Below are 14,580 nucleotides of genomic sequence, written 5' to 3' on the forward strand. Positions count from 1 at the left end.
GGGCCGGGCGCGCTTAGCCTGGAGGGATGCCGACTGTGCTGCTGACCGGATTCGAACCGTTCGCGGGCGACCCCGTCAATCCGTCCGGTGACGCCGTCCGCGTCGTCGCCGATCGCTGGACCGGCCCCGAGCGTCTCGTCGCGGACGTTCTGCCCGTCACCTTCGAGGGCGCCATCGCCCGCATGGCGGCGCTGCTGGACGAGCACCGACCCGACGTCGTGGTCGCCACGGGACTGGCCGGCGGGCGCCACGCGGTGACCCCCGAGCGCGTCGCGGTCAACCTCGCCGACGCGTGGCTCCCCGACAACGCCGGCGCCCGTCCGCAGGATGCGCCGGTCGTCGAGGGCGGCCCGGCGGCCTACTTCGCCACCCTCCCCGTCAAGGCGATCCGGGCCGCGATCGGCGGTGCCGACATCCCCGCATCGGTCTCGCACACCGCCGGCACGTTCGTCTGCAACGCGACGATGTACGCCGCGCTCCACGCGACCGCGGGGACGTCCGTCCGCACAGGCTTCGTCCACGTGCCCTGGGCCGCGGAGACGGCGCCCGAGGACATGCCGTCGCTCCCCTTCGACCAGATCGTCGACGCGCTCACGATCGCCGTCCGCGTGTCCCTCGACCTCGAGGTCGACGCCACCGCCCCCGGCGGGGCGGTGTCCTGACGAGACGCCGCTCAGCGCCCGAAGATGTCGCCGAGGCCGGGGATCTCGAAGCCGCCGAGGTTCTCGCCGAAGCCCGAGACCTGCTCGCCGAGACCCGAGACGTGGTCGCCGACGCCGGAGAGCGCATCCCCCGCCAGGCCCTCCAGATCGGCGCCCTGTGCGAGGGCATCGAGGTCGACACCCTGCGCGAGCGCGTCGAAGTCGACCCCGAGCCCGGCGGCCTGCGCGAGCAGCGGCCCCGCGACGGCGGTGACGATGGCACCGCCCGCGACGGCGCCGAGGATGCCTGCGCCTGCGCCGATCGCGGCGCCGCCGGCGACGCGTCCCATGCCGGAACCGGTGCCCCCGCGGCCGCTCGCACGGGCCAACAGCCCCTTCAGCATCCCGGGTCGGGAGGCCTCGGTCCGCGCGGCGGCGCGCGCCAGATCACCCGGGTCGGCGGAACGCGGCTGCTCGTGCGCCGGGAGCTCCGCCGCCATCCGCGCCTGCACGTGCGCTCGCTGCTCCGGTGTCAGCCGCCCGAAGGCCTCGCGGTGGATCTGCTCGACCTGGTGCGGGTCGGCGGTCTGCATGAGGTAGTCGTACCGCGCGATCGCCTGACGGTCCGCCGGCGCGAGAGCGCCGACCGAGCCGGGCGCGGGCGGCGGTGCGTAGCGGCCGTGCGAAGCGGATGCCGCCGGCGCGGGCGGCGGGGTGTACGCGCCCCGCGAGCCGGGCGACGCGTTCCCCTGCGCCGGCGCGGCGCCCTGGGAGCGACCGTCGCCCGTGATGGCGTCTGCGGCGGACCGGACGACCGATCGCCAATCCCCGGACGCACCGGACGTGCGGCCGGCGGCGGACGGGCCGGATGTCTTGTCGAGAGCCTTCGAGGCCATGCCGATCAGTCGAGAGAGCTTGCTCATGCCGACGACGGTATGCGTCCCCGTTATGGACCGGCTGGACGGACGACCTCAATCGCCTCCGATCGCATCCCGAGTCCTACACTGGCCGCGTGCCCCACCGTCGTGCTCGCCTCGTCTCCCCCGCCCAGTCGGAGCTGAAAGACGCGCTCGGCGCCCTCCGTGACGAGCTCGCGCGGCCGGACGCCTTCCCCTCGGACGTGCAGGCCGAAGCCGAGCACGCAGCGACCGCCGTGCCGACCGATCCGGCGGCGGCGGGGCTCGTCGACCTGCGCGGCATCCCGTTCCTGACGATCGACCCGGAGGGCTCTACCGACCTCGACCAGGCGATGCACATCGAGCGCGCCGGCGACGGCGCGGTCCTGCACTACGCGATCGCCGACGTCCCCGCCTACGTCACCTTCGGGGGCGCGGTGGATGCCGAGGCCCGTCGACGAGGGCAGACGATCTACGCCCCGGACGGCCGCGTGCCCCTGCATCCCGCCGTCCTGAGCGAAGACGCCGCTTCCCTCCTGCCGGACCGCGACCGCCGCGCCTTCGTGTGGCGCTTCGAGTTGGATGCCGGTGCCCGCCCCACAACGACGAGCCTCACCCGAGCGGTCGTCCGGTCTCGGGCGCAGTGGTCGTACGTCGACGCCCAGCACGCGGTGGACGACGGGACCGCGCCCGACACGCTGAGACACCTCGTCTGGTTCGGGGAGGAGCGAGCGCGTCGCGAGAGCGAGCGGGGCGGGGCGAGCCTGAATCTCCCCGAGACCCGCATCGCCCCGACGACGGACGGCTACACGCTCGACGTCGACGAGGGGGTCCCCCTCGAGGACGCGAACGCGCAGGTCTCGCTCATGACCGGCATGGCGGCCGCCGAGCTGATGATCGCGGGACGGGTGGGGATCCTCCGGACGATGCCCCCGGCATCCGATGAGGACGTCGCGGCCTTCCGTGCGCAGACCGCCGGGTTCGGCCTCCCGTGGGCCGAAGGCGTCTCGTACGGCGACTACCTCCGGGACCTGCCGCGGACGCCGCTCGGCCGCGTCGTCCGCGAGCACGCCGCGGGGCTGTTCCGAGGCGCCGGCTACGCCGCATTCGACGGCGAGCGGCCCGAGCTCACGGAGCAGGCGGCGATCGCCGCCCCGTACGCGCACGTGACGGCGCCGCTGCGACGTCTCGTCGATCGCTGGGCGCTGCTGGTGTGCGAGGCGCTCGCGAACGGGCGGGAGGTCCCCCCTGAGGTGCGGTCGACCCTCGACGAGCTGCCCTCGATCATGGGGCGGTCGTCGCAGCTCGCCAGGCGTCTCGACGCCGGTGCGGTCGATCGTGTCGAGGCCGCGCTCCTGCACGGCCGGGAGGGCGAGGTCTTCGAGGCCGTGGTACTCCGGCGCCGTGACGACGGCGCGCGCGTCGCGCTGACGCAACCGCCCGTCGAGGCGACGGTGGCAGCAGTCGAGGGCGCACCGGGGAGCCTGGTGCGCGTACGCCTGACGCGGACCGACATCGCCACGGGAACGACGGAGTTCACGGCGGTCTGAGGCGGCAGGAGTTGCATTCCGGCCCCGAACCCGCTGCAATATATTGCATGCCGGTCCCCGCCACTGCTTCGCCGCCGCGCCCGCTGCTGCGCGATGAGGTCCGCACGCGCCTCCGTGACGCCATCGTCGACGGAACTCTCGCGCCCGGCGAGCAGCTCCGCGACGCCGAACTCGCCGTCTGGCTCGGCGTCTCCCGCACCCCCGTCCGCGAGGCGCTCCTCGACCTCGCCCGCTCCGGGCTCGTCCAGGCGCTCCCCGGGCGGTCGACCGTCGTCTCCCCCGTCGAGGGTCGGGACGTACAGGACGCCGCAGCGGTCGTCGCCGCCATGCATCGCGTCGCGGTCGTCGAGGCGACCCCGTTGCTCACCGACGGCGACATCCAGCGGATGCGGGAGGCCAATGACGCCTTCGTCGCTGCGCACGCCGCCGGGGACACCGACGCAGCCCTCGCTGCGGACCGTGCGTTCCACGCCGTCGCGGTGGAGCGTGCCTCGAACGCAGCGGTGCGCACCGTCCTCGCCCTCTACGGTCCCGTCCTCGAACGCGCCGAGCGGCTGCGCTTCGGATCCCACGACGCGTCCGCATCCGCGTCCCGACATGCCGACCTCATCCGACACTGCACCGCCCGTGACGCGCACGCCGCGGCATCCGTCGCTGAAGGCCTCTGGCTCGACCTGCTCACCGACACCACACCCCAGGAGACCCCGTGATCCTCGACCAGTTCCCCCGCCACCCGCTGACCTTCGGGCCGAGCCCCCTGCAGCACCTGCAGCGACTGACGCAGCACCTCGGCGGCGCGCAGGTGTGGGCCAAGCGCGAGGACGTCTCGAGCGGCCTCGCTTTCGGCGGCAACAAGACGCGCAAGCTCGAGTACATCGTCCCCGACGTGCTCGCGAGCGGTGCCGACACGATCGTGTCGATCGGCGGCTACCAGTCGAACCACACCCGACAGGTCGCGGCCGTCGCCGCGCACCTGGGGCTCAAGGCGCGGCTCGTGCAGGAGAAGTGGGTCCCGTGGGACGAGCCGGTCAACGACAAGGTCGGCAACATCCTGCTCTCGCGCATGATGGGCGCGGACTCCCGCCTCGACGACGCCGGGTTCGACATCGGCATCCGTGACTCGTGGAAGCAGGCGCTGCAGGAGGTGGAGGATGCCGGCGGCACCCCCTACCCGATCCCCGCCGGCGCGTCGGAGCACCGCCTCGGCGGCCTCGGATTCGCGAACTGGGCCTTCGAGGTCGCCGAGCAGGAGAAGCAGTTCGGCGTCTTCTTCGACACGATCGTCGTCTGCACCGTGACGGGGTCCACCCACGCGGGAATGATCGCCGGCTTCGCCGCCCTCGAAGAGCTCACCGGCGTGCGGCGCCGCGTCATCGGCATCGACGCGTCCGCCACGCTGCAGAAGACGCGCGACCAGGTCGCGCGCATCGCCCGCAACACGGCGGAGCTGATCGAGCTCGGCCGGGATCTGCGCGACGACGAGATCCAGGTGCTGGAAGGTTGGGCGGGCGACCTCTACGGCATCCCCGTCGACTCGACGATGTCGGCGATGGCGCTCGGAGCACAGCTCGAGGCGATGATCACCGACCCGGTCTACGAGGGCAAGTCGCTCGCCGGGCTCATCGACCTCGTGCAGAGCGGCGACATCCCGAAGGACTCGACCGTGCTCTACGCGCACCTCGGCGGGCAGCCGGCGATCAACGCCTACCACTCGCTCTGGAGCTGACGCGAAGCGGATGCCGGGGGCTCACCCTCGGCATCCGTGCCCGGTCAGGAGGTGACGACCTGCGCCGTTCCCAGCGGAGCGTCCGGGCCCATCTCGTCGGCGAGACGGTTCGCCTCGGCGATGAGGGTCGCGACGATGTCCTCCTCGGGGACGGTCTTGACGACCTCGCCCTTGACGAAGATCTGACCCTTGCCGTTACCCGAGGCGACACCGAGGTCGGCGTCGCGCGCCTCACCGGGACCGTTGACGACGCATCCCATGACGGCGACGCGCAGCGGGACCGTCATGTCCTTGAGACCCTCGGTCACGTTGTCGGCCAGCGAGTAGACGTCGACCTGCGCGCGACCGCAGGACGGGCACGAGACGATCTCGAGCTTGCGCTCGCGGAGGTTCAGCGACTGCAGGATCTGGTGGCCGACCTTGACCTCTTCGGCGGGAGGCGCCGACAGCGAGACGCGGATGGTGTCGCCGATGCCCTCGCCGAGCAGGATGCCGAAGGCCGTCGCGCTCTTGATCGTTCCCTGGAACGCGGGTCCGGCCTCGGTCACGCCGAGGTGGAGTGGCCAATCGCCCCGCTCGGCGAGCATGCGGTAGGCCTTCACCATCACGACGGGGTCGTTGTGCTTGACCGAGATCTTGAAGTCGTGGAAGTCGTGCTCTTCGAAGAGGGATGCCTCCCACACGGCGCTCTCGACGAGGGCCTCGGCCGTCGCCTTGCCGTACTTCTCGAGCAGTCGCTTGTCGAGCGAGCCCGCGTTGACACCGATGCGCAGCGACACCCCGGCGGCCTTCGCCGCAGCGGCGATCTGACCGACGTTGCCGTCGAACTCGCGGATGTTGCCGGGGTTCACGCGCACCGCACCGCAGCCGGCGTCGATCGCGCTGTAGATGTACCGCGGCTGGAAGTGGATGTCGGCGATGACGGGGATCTGGCTCTTCATCGCGATGATCTTGAGCGCATCGGCATCGGCCTGGTGGGGCACGGCGACACGCACGATCTCGCAGCCGGAGGCCGTGAGCTCGGCGATCTGCTGCAGGGTGGCGTTGATGTTCGTCGTGGGCGTCGTCGTCATCGACTGGACGCTGACGGGGGCGTCGCCGCCGACGAGGACCTTGCCGACCTTGATCTGACGACTCTTGCGGCGACGCGCGAGGGTCTCCGGCACGCGGGGCATCCCGATGTTGACTGCTGGCACGACTCCAGCCTAAGCCGCCGGGGAGCGCGCGGCACGGTAGGCAGCCGCGAGGATGCCGCCAAAGCCGCCTGTGGTAGGTTCGCCCCATGTTCGCGAACCGCACGTGGTGGCGCCCCGCCTGAGGCGGACGCTGCGAGCATTCGACGACCGCCTGAGCTGCACGCCCGGCGGTCGTTTCTCGTTTTACCGGCGACCGCCCCGAACGGAAGAACCACCATGACCGGCACCGCCCCGATCATCCTCGCCGACCTCGCCGCCCGCGGTGTCCCCTTCGCCCTCCTCGCCCGCGACGGCGAAACCGTCGAGGTACTCACGGGTGACGTCGTCGACGTCGACCTGCTCGCCGACATCCCCCTCACCGATGACGCCGGCGCAGGGCGCGAGGTCCTCGCCCTCGTGCCGTTCCGCCAGGTCGTCGAGCGCGGATTCGCGTGCCACGACGACTCGGCCCCCCTCCGCTGTCTCGTCGTCGGCGAGCGCTGCGCCCTCCCCCTGGCCGACGCCCTCGCGCAACTGCCGACGGCCCGCATCCCGCTCGAAGATGCCGGCTTCGACATCGACGACGAGTCGTACGCCGACATCGTCCGCCGCGTCATCGCCGACGAGATCGGCCGCGGTGAGGGCGCCAACTTCGTCATCCGCCGCGACTACGTCGCGGGCGTCGACGGCGACCCGCTCACCGCGGGCCTCACCTGGTTCCGCGCACTCCTCGAGCACGAACGGGGCGCGTACTGGACGTTCCTCGTCTCGACGCCGGACCACCTCGCCGTCGGCGCAAGTCCCGAGGCGCACGTGAGCGCCCGGGACGGCATCGTGACGATGAACCCCATCTCGGGGACCTTCCGGCACCCCGCCGGCGGCGCGACCGCCGAGACGCTCACCGAGTTCCTCTCCTCCACGAAGGAGACGGAGGAACTGTTCATGGTGGTCGACGAGGAACTGAAGATGATGTCGGCCGTCTGCAGCGACGGTGGCCGCATCACGGGGCCGCACCTCAAGGAGATGTCGCGTCTCACGCACACCGAGTACATGCTGCGCGGTACGAGCACGATGGACCCGCGCGACATCCTCCGCGAGACGATGTTCGCCCCCACGGTCACCGGCTCCCCCATGCAGAACGCGTGCACCGTCATCGCCCGGCACGAGCAGAGCCCGCGCGGGTACTACTCCGGTGTCGCGGCACTCTTCACGCCGCGCGCCGACGGAGGGCACGACCTCGACGCCCCCATCCTGATCCGCACCGCCTACGTCGTCGACGGCCGCCTGCGCGTCCCTGTCGGCGCGACGCTCGTGCGCCACTCCGACCCCTACGGCGAGGTGGGCGAGACGCACGGCAAGGCCGCCGGGGTCCTCGGTGCGATCGGCGCCATCCCCCGTGACACGGTCGTCGCCTCCCCGGTCGACGAGGATGCACCCGCCGCGGCGCGCCGGCCTCTCGGCGAGGACCCGGCGATCGCCGAGCTCCTCGCCTCACGCAACGCCCGCCTCGCCGCATTCTGGCTCAACCCGCAGGGCGAACCGAGCCGGGGCCCGCTGGCCGGACGGACCGCTCTCGTGGTGGACGCCGAGGACCGCTTCACCACGATGCTCGCCCACCAGCTCCGCCACCTCGGCTTCGCCGTGACGATCGCGCACTGGTCGGAAGCGACGCCGGATGCCGTCGCGGCGGCCGACCTCGTGGTCTCGGGCCCCGGGCCCGGCGACCCCCGCGATGCGGACAGCGATCGGATCGCGCGCCTGCGCGAGGTCGTCGGAGCCCGCCTCGACGCGCGCGCGCCCCTCCTCGCCGTCTGTCTGAGCCATCAGGTCCTCGCCGACCGGCTGGGCATCGACCTCGCGCCGTTGGCGAGCCCGCACCAGGGGCTCCAGAAGACCGTCGACGTGTTCGGGGCCGAGGCATCCATCGGGTTCTACAACACCTTCACGGCACGCGTCGCGCCGGGGACCGACCGAGTGGGCGCGACCGACGTCGCCGCGGACGCCGTGACGGGCGACGTCTACGCGCTCCGAGGGCCCGGGTACGCGTCCGTGCAGGGCCACCTCGAGTCGATCCTGTCGCGGGACGGCCTGACGACCCTCGAACGGCTCGTCACGCACGCCCTCAGCCCCGTCGAGGGCTGAACCGGCGTCAGCCGAACAGCTGGACCGGGTTGACGATGTCGGCGAGGATCAGCGTGCCGCCCATGAGGACGAGACCGATCACGACGATGTAGGTCACCGGGATGAGCTTCGTGGCGTCGACCGGTCGCGGCGCGTGACGCCCCGTCAGCCGCGACCACACGCGCTTGAGTCCGTCCCAGAGCGCAACGACGATGTGGCCGCCGTCCAGCGGCAGCAGCGGCACGAGATTGAAGACGAACAGGGCGATGTTCAACGAGCCGAGCAGCGCGAGCATGCCCGAGACGCGGTTGAGGATCGGCGCGTCGGTCGCGGCGACCTCACCCGCGAGGCGCCCGGCGCCCACGACCGAGAGGGGACCGTTCGGGTCGCGACCGGCACCGGTGAACGTGTCCACCGCGGTCTGGTACACCCGGGCGGGTAGCTGCCAGATGATGCCCATGACACGGCCGGTCTGCTCGATCGCTGCCTGCGGCCCCTCCCAGATCGGCTGAGGAACGTACGCGACGGTGGCGGACATGCCCACGAACCCGACCTCCGCGGTCGCCATGGTGCCGTCCGCCGCGGGCACCTCGCGCGTCGCGAGGACCGGGGTGACCTCGAGGGTCTGCCGCGCACCATCGCGGTCGACCACGATCGGAAGCGTCTTCTCGGGAGACTTCTGGATGATCGCGGACGCCTCGGCGAAGGTGTCGACGGCGGTCCCGTCGACCGAGACGATGACATCTCCCGGACGGATGCCGGCGGCCGCCGCCGGCGACACCGGATCACCGGCCGCGCAGGCGGTCTTCGACGTCTGGGCGGGGAGGACGCATTCGTTCACGGCGGCAACCGTCGTGGTGGCGGTCTGCACACCGATCCCCGAGAACATGATCGCGAACAGGATGATCGCCAGGATGAGGTTCATGGCCGGTCCGCCCAGCATGATGATGACCCGCTTGTAGACGGGCAGGCGGTAGAAGGCGCGCTCACCGCCGTCGCCCTTGAGCGTCTCGTCGTTGACGACGCGGGCGTCCTGGATCATCGACTCGAACAACCGGCGGCGACGGGGGGTTCCCGTCTCGGGCTCGCCCTCGGCAGCGGCCTTCGAGGGAGGGTACATCCCGGCCATGGAGATGAATCCGCCGAGCGGCAGGAGGCGGAACCCGTACTCCGTCTCGCCGATCCTCCGGGAGAAGATCCGGGGACCGAAGCCGATCATGTACTGGCCGACACGGACGCCGAACGCCTTCGCCGGCGCCAGGTGTCCGACCTCATGGAGGGCGATCGACACGGCGAGTCCGACCACCAGCACGAGGACGCCGATGATGAATGCGAGAACGGTCACGAGCCGACGCTACCCCCGCTCACTATGAACCGGCGATGACCGACGCCCGCCGAGGTCTGCCCGCGACCGATCTAGGCTGGAGGGGTGATCCCCCGCCCCGCCGACCCTCGCCGCGCACGCGTCGCGCGAGCGGGCGGTGCCGCGGCGATCGCGACGCTCACCGCATCGGCCGCGCACACGCTCGGAGGCGGCACACCACCCGCTCCGTGGCTCGTGCTCACCGTGGCACTGCTGGCCTGGCCCGTCGCCCTCGCGATCGTGGGCTCGCGCCCGGGAGCATTCCGTACGGGCCTGGCGGTCGTGACCGCTCAGGCGATCCTGCACGGTGCGTTCGCCCTGGTGGGGGACGCGGTCCCGCAGGCGGGTGCGTCGACGCACCACCACGGCCTGCTGATCCTCGACCCGTCCATGGGGACAGGCATGGCGACCGGCACCGACATGCTGGCGGCCCACGTCATCGCGGGCATCGCGACCGCAGTGGCGGTGTGCCACGGCGAACGGATGCTGCGCGCCGTGGCCCGCGGCATCCGACACCTCCTGCGCCCCACCGCACCTGCGCCGCTCTCCCCGATACCGGCGCCCGCGGCGGCCCTCCCGCAACCGCTGCGCCTTCGGCCGCGACTCGTCCTCGCCGACCTCTCCCGACGCGGGCCTCCCCGCTGAGCCTGCCGCGGCACCCGCGGCCCACGCTCACCATTCACCGGCGGACACGAATCCGCCTCTTTCAGGGAGACCCCCATCATGACCACTCGTCCTGCGCGCCGTTCGGCGCTCACCCTCACCGGCCTCGCCCTCGGCGGCGCCCTCGTCCTCGCCGCTCCGATGGCGGCATCCGCCCACGTCCACGTCCACGCCGACGGTGCCGCCGCCGGCGCGACCTCGCGGCTGGACTTCTCCTTCAGCCACGGCTGCGACGGCGCGGCGACCACCGCCCTCGTCTTCGACATCCCCCAGGGAGTCGACAACGTCACCCCCGTCGTCGACGGCGTGTGGAAGGTCAGTCGCGTCCTCGGCGAGAACAACGTGCCCACCCAGGTCACCTACACCGCGATCACCCCGATCGAGGACGGCCTCGCGGCCTCGGCCTCGTTCGATGCCCTCTTCTCGTCCAAGGTCGGCGGCACCGACGTCGCCTTCCCCGTCACGCAGCAGTGTGCGACGGGCGAGACCGAGTGGAACCAGATCGCGAAGGACGGCGAAGACCCCGAGACGCTGGAGTCGCCCGCCCCCGTCGTCGCGGTCGGCGCCGCCTCCGCGGCTTCGTCGGATCACGACGACGATGACCACGCCGCCGCCGCACCGGCGGCGGCGACGACCTCCACGGATCCGATCGCCACGTGGCTCGGCGGCGGAGCCCTCGTCCTCGGAGCCGCCGCGCTCGTCGTCGCGATCCTGAACCGCCGCAAGGTCTGACCCGGGCCGGCCGGAGGCCGGGTGCGATGATGGAGGGACCATGCAGAACCCCTCCGCTCCGCCCCCCGTCCTCCGGCCCTCGGCTCCGAAGGCCGTGCCCCTCGCCGACGTCGCGGCCCATCTGGGTCTCGACCGGCGCGCGGACGTCGAGGGTGTCGCCGTCCGCGGCGTGACGCTCGCCACGGCGGACCTCCGCCCCGGCGAGCTCTTCGTCGCCGTCCGCGGCGTGCACCGCCACGGGGCCGAGTTCGCGGGGGATGCGATCGCGCAGGGCGCCGTCGCGATCGTGACGGATGCCGCCGGCGCCGAACTCCTGCCGGAGCCCGGCGTCCCCGTCCTCGTGGTCGAGGACCCGCGCGCGATCCTCGGCGACCTGTCCGCGCTCGTCTACGGCACGGGAGCGGGAGCTTCCCTCCCCCCTCTTCTGGCGGTGACGGGCACGAACGGCAAGACCAGCGTCACCCACCTCATGGAGGGGATGCTGCAGGGCCTCGGCGTCGTCACGGGGCTCTCGTCGACGGCGGAGCGCCACATCGCCGGAGAGGTGATCCCGTCGCGGTTGACGACACCCGAGGCATCCGAGATGCATGCGCTCATCGGGCTCATGCGCGAGCGCGAAGTCGACGCGATCCTCGTCGAGGTCAGCGCTCAGGCGCTCACGCGGCATCGCGTCGATGGACTCCACTTCGACGTCGCGGGTTTCACCAACCTCTCGCACGACCACCTCGACGACTACGGGGACATGACCGAGTACCTCGCGGCGAAAGCCGCGCTCTTCACGCCGGCACGCGCGCGGCGGGCCGTGATCTGCGTCGACCAGCCGGCGGGAATGGAGATCGCGGCGACCGCCGGCATCCCCGTCACGACGGTCCTCACCCCCGCGATCACGGAAGACCCGGCCGTCGGCGCGGACTGGCGGGTCGAGATCATCTCGGAGACCCCCGAGGGCACCACCTTCACGCTGACCGGCCCGTCGGGCGCGCTGACGACGACCGTCCCGGTCATCGGCCCGCACATGGCCTCGAACGCGGGCCTCGCGATCGTCATGCTGCTCGAGGCCGGGTGGGAGTGGACGGCGCTGACGGGACTCCTCGACGGTCGTCGCATCGAGGCTCACCTCCCCGGCCGCGTCGAGCGACTGTCCGGCGACCGCGGTCCGGCGCTCTACCTCGACTTCGGTCACTCCCCCGACGCGTTCGCCAAGACGCTCGACGCGGTGCGACGGGTCACAGCCGGTCGCGTCATCATGGTCTGCGGAGCGAACGGCGACCGCGACACGACCAAGCGAGCCGACATGGGTGCCGTCGCAGCCCTCGGGAGTGACATCCTCGTCATCACCGACCAGCATCCCCGCTCCGAGGATCCCGCCCTGATCCGTCGTGCCCTCATCGACGGCGCCCGCGCGGCAAGGCCCGACGTCGTCGTGCACGAGGTGACTCCCCCGGAGGAGGCGATCGCGACGGCCGTCTCGCTGGCCGGCGACGGCGATGCGATCCTGTGGGCGGGGCCGGGGCACCAGCACTACCGGGAGATCCGCGGCGTACGGACGCCGTTCGACGCTGCGGGCGCCGCGCAGGACGCCCTCCGCCGAGCCGGGTGGCCCGTCGCCGGCTGAGGCGAGGTCAGCGCTCGGCGATCATCCGATCGGCCGTTTCCCGGGCCCATCTCTCGGCGTCGGCCAACGATTCTCGGGTCAGTTCGCTCGGGGCCTCGTGGGCGTCGACGACGCGGGAGATCGTGTCGACGATGCCGAGGAACGGGAGCGCGCCCTCGTGGAAGGCGTCGACGGCCTGCTCGTTGGCGGCGTTGAAGACGGCGGGATAGGTCGCACCGGCGACGCCGACCTGCTTGGCGAGCGCGACGCTCGGGAAGGCGTCGACGTCGAGGGGCTCGAAGGTCCACGTCGACGCCGTCGTCCAGTCCAGCGGGGCGCCGACGCCGGCGACCCGGTGCGGCCAATCAAGGGAGAGGGAGATGGGGAGGCGCATGTCGGGCGGGGATGCCTGGGCGATCGTCGACCCGTCGACGAACTCCACCATCGAGTGGACGATCGACTGCGGGTGGACGGTGACATCGATGCGGTCGTAGGGGACGTCGAAGAGGAGATGCGCCTCGATGACCTCGAGCCCCTTGTTCACGAGCGTCGCGGAGTTGGTCGTCACGACGCGCCCCATGTCCCAGGTCGGATGCGCAAGGGCCTCGCGGGGCGTCACACCATGCAGCTGATCGCGTGAACGCCCGCGGAACGGTCCACCCGAAGCGGTGAGGACGAGCCGGCGCACCTCCGCGGCACCGCCCGACCGGAGGCACTGCGCGATGGCGGAGTGCTCGGAGTCGACCGGGACGATCTGACCGGGGGCCGCGAGCTTCGTCACGAGCGGCCCGCCGACGATGAGGGACTCCTTGTTGGCGAGCGCGAGGATCGCCCCGGTCTCGAGCGCCGCGAGCGTCGGCCCGAGCCCGACGGATCCGGTGATGCCGTTGAGGACGACGTCGGCTTCGACGCTTCGCACCAGCCGTTCGGCCTCGACCGAGCCCAGGGCCGTCTCGGAGACCCCGAACTCGTCGGCCTGCGCCTGCATCCCGTCGCGATCACGCCCGGCGGCCAGGCCGACGACCTCGAAACGATCGCGGTTCGCGCGGATGACATCGAGTGCCTGCGTTCCGATCGAGCCGGTGGAACCCAGGATCAGGATGCGTCGCATAGCCCTCACCCTATCGGCGGGCGCCGAAGCGCCCGCCGATGGATCACTCCTCGGGCGAACCCGCGGTGGGAGACTGCGCGCCGAGGATGTCGACCACGAACACGATCGTCTCGCCCTTCAGGTCGGTCTCGTTGATCTTGCCCTCGCCGTACCCGTCGGCCGGCGGGATCACGACGAGGACCTGGGAACCCACGGTCTGGCCTTCGAGGGCCTTCTGGAATCCCGGCACGTACTGCGTCGTGGGGTACGCGATCGGCGAGCCCTTCTCCCACGTCGAGTCGAACGTCGCACCGTTCGACCAGCGCACGCCCGTGTACTGGATGAGGGCGTAGTCACCCTTGTTGACGGTGTAGCCGTCGCCCTTCTTCAGGACGGCGACCTCGGTCTTCGCGGGCGGATCCTGCCCCTCGGGGATCGTGACCTTCGGTGCTCCGTTGTCGGCGAGAGCCACCGTCGGGAAGCCAGCGGGTGCTTCCTGGGGCTCGCCCCATGCCGCCGTCGGGACGGTGCCGAGCAGATCGAGTACGTAGACCTCGGCCTGAGCCTTGTCCGTGGCGGGGAAGGTGGCGACGACGCGCGTGCCGATCTTGCCGCATCCGAACACCTGACCGAGGACGGAGTTGGCCGACAGCTGCGACGGGAGGAACTCGCCGGGCGTGTAACCGACCGTGGCGAGCTCTTCGCCGGTCTTCGCGTTGTACGCCGTCATCGCGTACGAGACGAACTCGCCGGGCTTGACGGCAGCGCCCTTGCCCTCGTCGAGCACGGTGACCTCGAGCTCCTTCGGCTCCAGCGGGGTCGAGAACGTCGCCTTCGAGGGTTTTCCGGCCTCACCGTCGACCTTGACGGAGTCGGATGCCGAGCCGGAAGGCGCCGCCGCAGCGCACAGGTCGGCAGCCGCAGTCCCGGTGGGCTGAGCGGAGCCCTGACCGGAGGCGCACCCGGCCAGGATGAGGACGGCCGCAGCGGCGGCGGACAAGGCGGCAAGGGGACGAAGACGCACGGAAG

13 protein-coding genes are annotated in these 14,580 nt (G+C 71.8%); 8 read left to right on the forward strand and 5 right to left on the reverse strand.

Annotation, left to right across the window (positions count from 1 at the left end; translation table 11 throughout):
• The first annotated feature begins 26 nt into the window (after positions 1-26).
• The gene (gene pcp, locus QE428_RS00730) at positions 27-662 is read left to right on the forward strand and encodes a pyroglutamyl-peptidase I (protein ID WP_307462013.1); all 636 of its coding nucleotides are present in this window, start codon (positions 27-29) and stop codon (positions 660-662) included.
• An 11-nt stretch (positions 663-673) separates the two neighbouring features.
• Here pcp and QE428_RS00735 read toward each other — a convergent pair whose 3' ends face one another.
• Positions 674-1,564, reverse strand: coding sequence for a cation-transporting ATPase (locus tag QE428_RS00735; RefSeq protein ID WP_307462016.1), 891 nt, complete (start codon positions 1,562-1,564; stop codon positions 674-676).
• Positions 1,565-1,653: 89 nt separating this feature from the next.
• Between QE428_RS00735 and QE428_RS00740 the strand changes: the two genes are divergently transcribed.
• Genes QE428_RS00740 through QE428_RS00750 form a run of 3 tightly spaced genes read left to right on the forward strand, consistent with a single transcriptional unit; the run spans position 1,654 to position 4,813 of the window.
• Positions 1,654-3,087 (forward strand): RNB domain-containing ribonuclease, encoded by a 1,434-nt coding sequence (locus tag QE428_RS00740; RefSeq protein WP_307462020.1) that lies wholly within the window; start codon positions 1,654-1,656, stop codon positions 3,085-3,087.
• A gap of 47 nt (positions 3,088-3,134) precedes the next feature.
• Complete coding sequence (locus tag QE428_RS00745) at positions 3,135-3,797, forward strand: GntR family transcriptional regulator (RefSeq protein WP_248172217.1); 663 nt, start codon at positions 3,135-3,137, stop codon at positions 3,795-3,797.
• Positions 3,794-4,813, forward strand: a complete 1,020-nt coding sequence (locus QE428_RS00750) for a 1-aminocyclopropane-1-carboxylate deaminase (protein WP_307462023.1) — start codon at positions 3,794-3,796, stop codon at positions 4,811-4,813. The genes QE428_RS00745 and QE428_RS00750 overlap by 4 nt, the downstream gene beginning before the upstream one ends.
• Positions 4,814-4,857: 44 nt before the next feature.
• Here the strand turns inward: QE428_RS00750 and ispG are convergent, their stop codons facing one another.
• A complete protein-coding gene (ispG, locus tag QE428_RS00755) occupies positions 4,858-5,988 on the reverse strand; it encodes a flavodoxin-dependent (E)-4-hydroxy-3-methylbut-2-enyl-diphosphate synthase (RefSeq protein WP_307470580.1) in 1,131 nt (376 codons plus the stop codon).
• A gap of 237 nt (positions 5,989-6,225) precedes the next feature.
• Here ispG and QE428_RS00760 point away from each other — a divergent pair, with 237 nt between their 5' ends.
• The gene (locus QE428_RS00760) at positions 6,226-8,130 is read left to right on the forward strand and encodes an anthranilate synthase family protein (protein WP_307462026.1); all 1,905 of its coding nucleotides are present in this window, start codon (positions 6,226-6,228) and stop codon (positions 8,128-8,130) included.
• A gap of 7 nt (positions 8,131-8,137) precedes the next feature.
• On the opposite strand, the gene QE428_RS00765 is transcribed toward QE428_RS00760, so the two are convergent.
• The gene (locus QE428_RS00765; protein ID WP_307462029.1) at positions 8,138-9,454 is read right to left on the reverse strand and encodes an RIP metalloprotease; all 1,317 of its coding nucleotides are present in this window, start codon (positions 9,452-9,454) and stop codon (positions 8,138-8,140) included.
• 84 nt (positions 9,455-9,538) lie between these two features.
• Here QE428_RS00765 and QE428_RS00770 point away from each other — a divergent pair, with 84 nt between their 5' ends.
• The 3 genes from QE428_RS00770 to QE428_RS00780 all read left to right on the forward strand — a co-directional run bounded on the left by QE428_RS00770 (position 9,539) and on the right by QE428_RS00780 (position 12,482).
• Positions 9,539-10,117, forward strand: coding sequence for a hypothetical protein (locus tag QE428_RS00770; RefSeq protein WP_307462032.1), 579 nt, complete (start codon positions 9,539-9,541; stop codon positions 10,115-10,117).
• Between the two features lie 78 nt (positions 10,118-10,195).
• Positions 10,196-10,867: a DUF1775 domain-containing protein gene (locus QE428_RS00775; RefSeq protein WP_307462036.1), complete on the forward strand. Its 672-nt coding sequence runs from the start codon at positions 10,196-10,198 to the stop codon at positions 10,865-10,867.
• 40 nt (positions 10,868-10,907) lie between these two features.
• Entirely contained in the window at positions 10,908-12,482 is a 1,575-nt protein-coding gene (locus QE428_RS00780; RefSeq protein WP_307462039.1) for a Mur ligase family protein, read from the forward strand.
• Between the two features lie 7 nt (positions 12,483-12,489).
• Here the strand turns inward: QE428_RS00780 and dxr are convergent, their stop codons facing one another.
• Both dxr and QE428_RS00790 read right to left on the reverse strand, forming a co-directional pair.
• Entirely contained in the window at positions 12,490-13,572 is a 1,083-nt protein-coding gene (gene dxr, locus QE428_RS00785) for a 1-deoxy-D-xylulose-5-phosphate reductoisomerase (protein ID WP_307462043.1), read from the reverse strand.
• Between the two features lie 43 nt (positions 13,573-13,615).
• Positions 13,616-14,575, reverse strand: coding sequence for an FKBP-type peptidyl-prolyl cis-trans isomerase (locus QE428_RS00790; protein WP_307462047.1), 960 nt, complete (start codon positions 14,573-14,575; stop codon positions 13,616-13,618).
• Positions 14,576-14,580: the final 5 nt, after the last annotated feature.

The organism is Microbacterium sp. SORGH_AS_0505 (assembly GCF_030818715.1).
GTDB lineage: Bacteria > Actinomycetota > Actinomycetes > Actinomycetales > Microbacteriaceae > Microbacterium.

Excerpts from the sequence above, each read along its gene's own strand:
- pcp (WP_307462013.1), top strand. The coding sequence starts at position 27 with ATGCCGACTGTGCTGCTGACCGGATTCGAACCGTTCGCGGGCGACCCC.
- QE428_RS00735 (WP_307462016.1), bottom strand. The coding sequence starts at position 1,564 with ATGAGCAAGCTCTCTCGACTGATCGGCATGGCCTCGAAGGCTCTCGAC.
- QE428_RS00745 (WP_248172217.1), top strand. The coding sequence starts at position 3,135 with ATGCCGGTCCCCGCCACTGCTTCGCCGCCGCGCCCGCTGCTGCGCGAT.
- ispG (WP_307470580.1), bottom strand. The coding sequence starts at position 5,988 with ATGCCCCGCGTGCCGGAGACCCTCGCGCGTCGCCGCAAGAGTCGTCAG.
- QE428_RS00760 (WP_307462026.1), top strand. The coding sequence starts at position 6,226 with ATGACCGGCACCGCCCCGATCATCCTCGCCGACCTCGCCGCCCGCGGT.
- QE428_RS00775 (WP_307462036.1), top strand. The coding sequence starts at position 10,196 with ATGACCACTCGTCCTGCGCGCCGTTCGGCGCTCACCCTCACCGGCCTC.
- QE428_RS00780 (WP_307462039.1), top strand. The coding sequence starts at position 10,908 with ATGCAGAACCCCTCCGCTCCGCCCCCCGTCCTCCGGCCCTCGGCTCCG.
- dxr (WP_307462043.1), bottom strand. The coding sequence starts at position 13,572 with ATGCGACGCATCCTGATCCTGGGTTCCACCGGCTCGATCGGAACGCAG.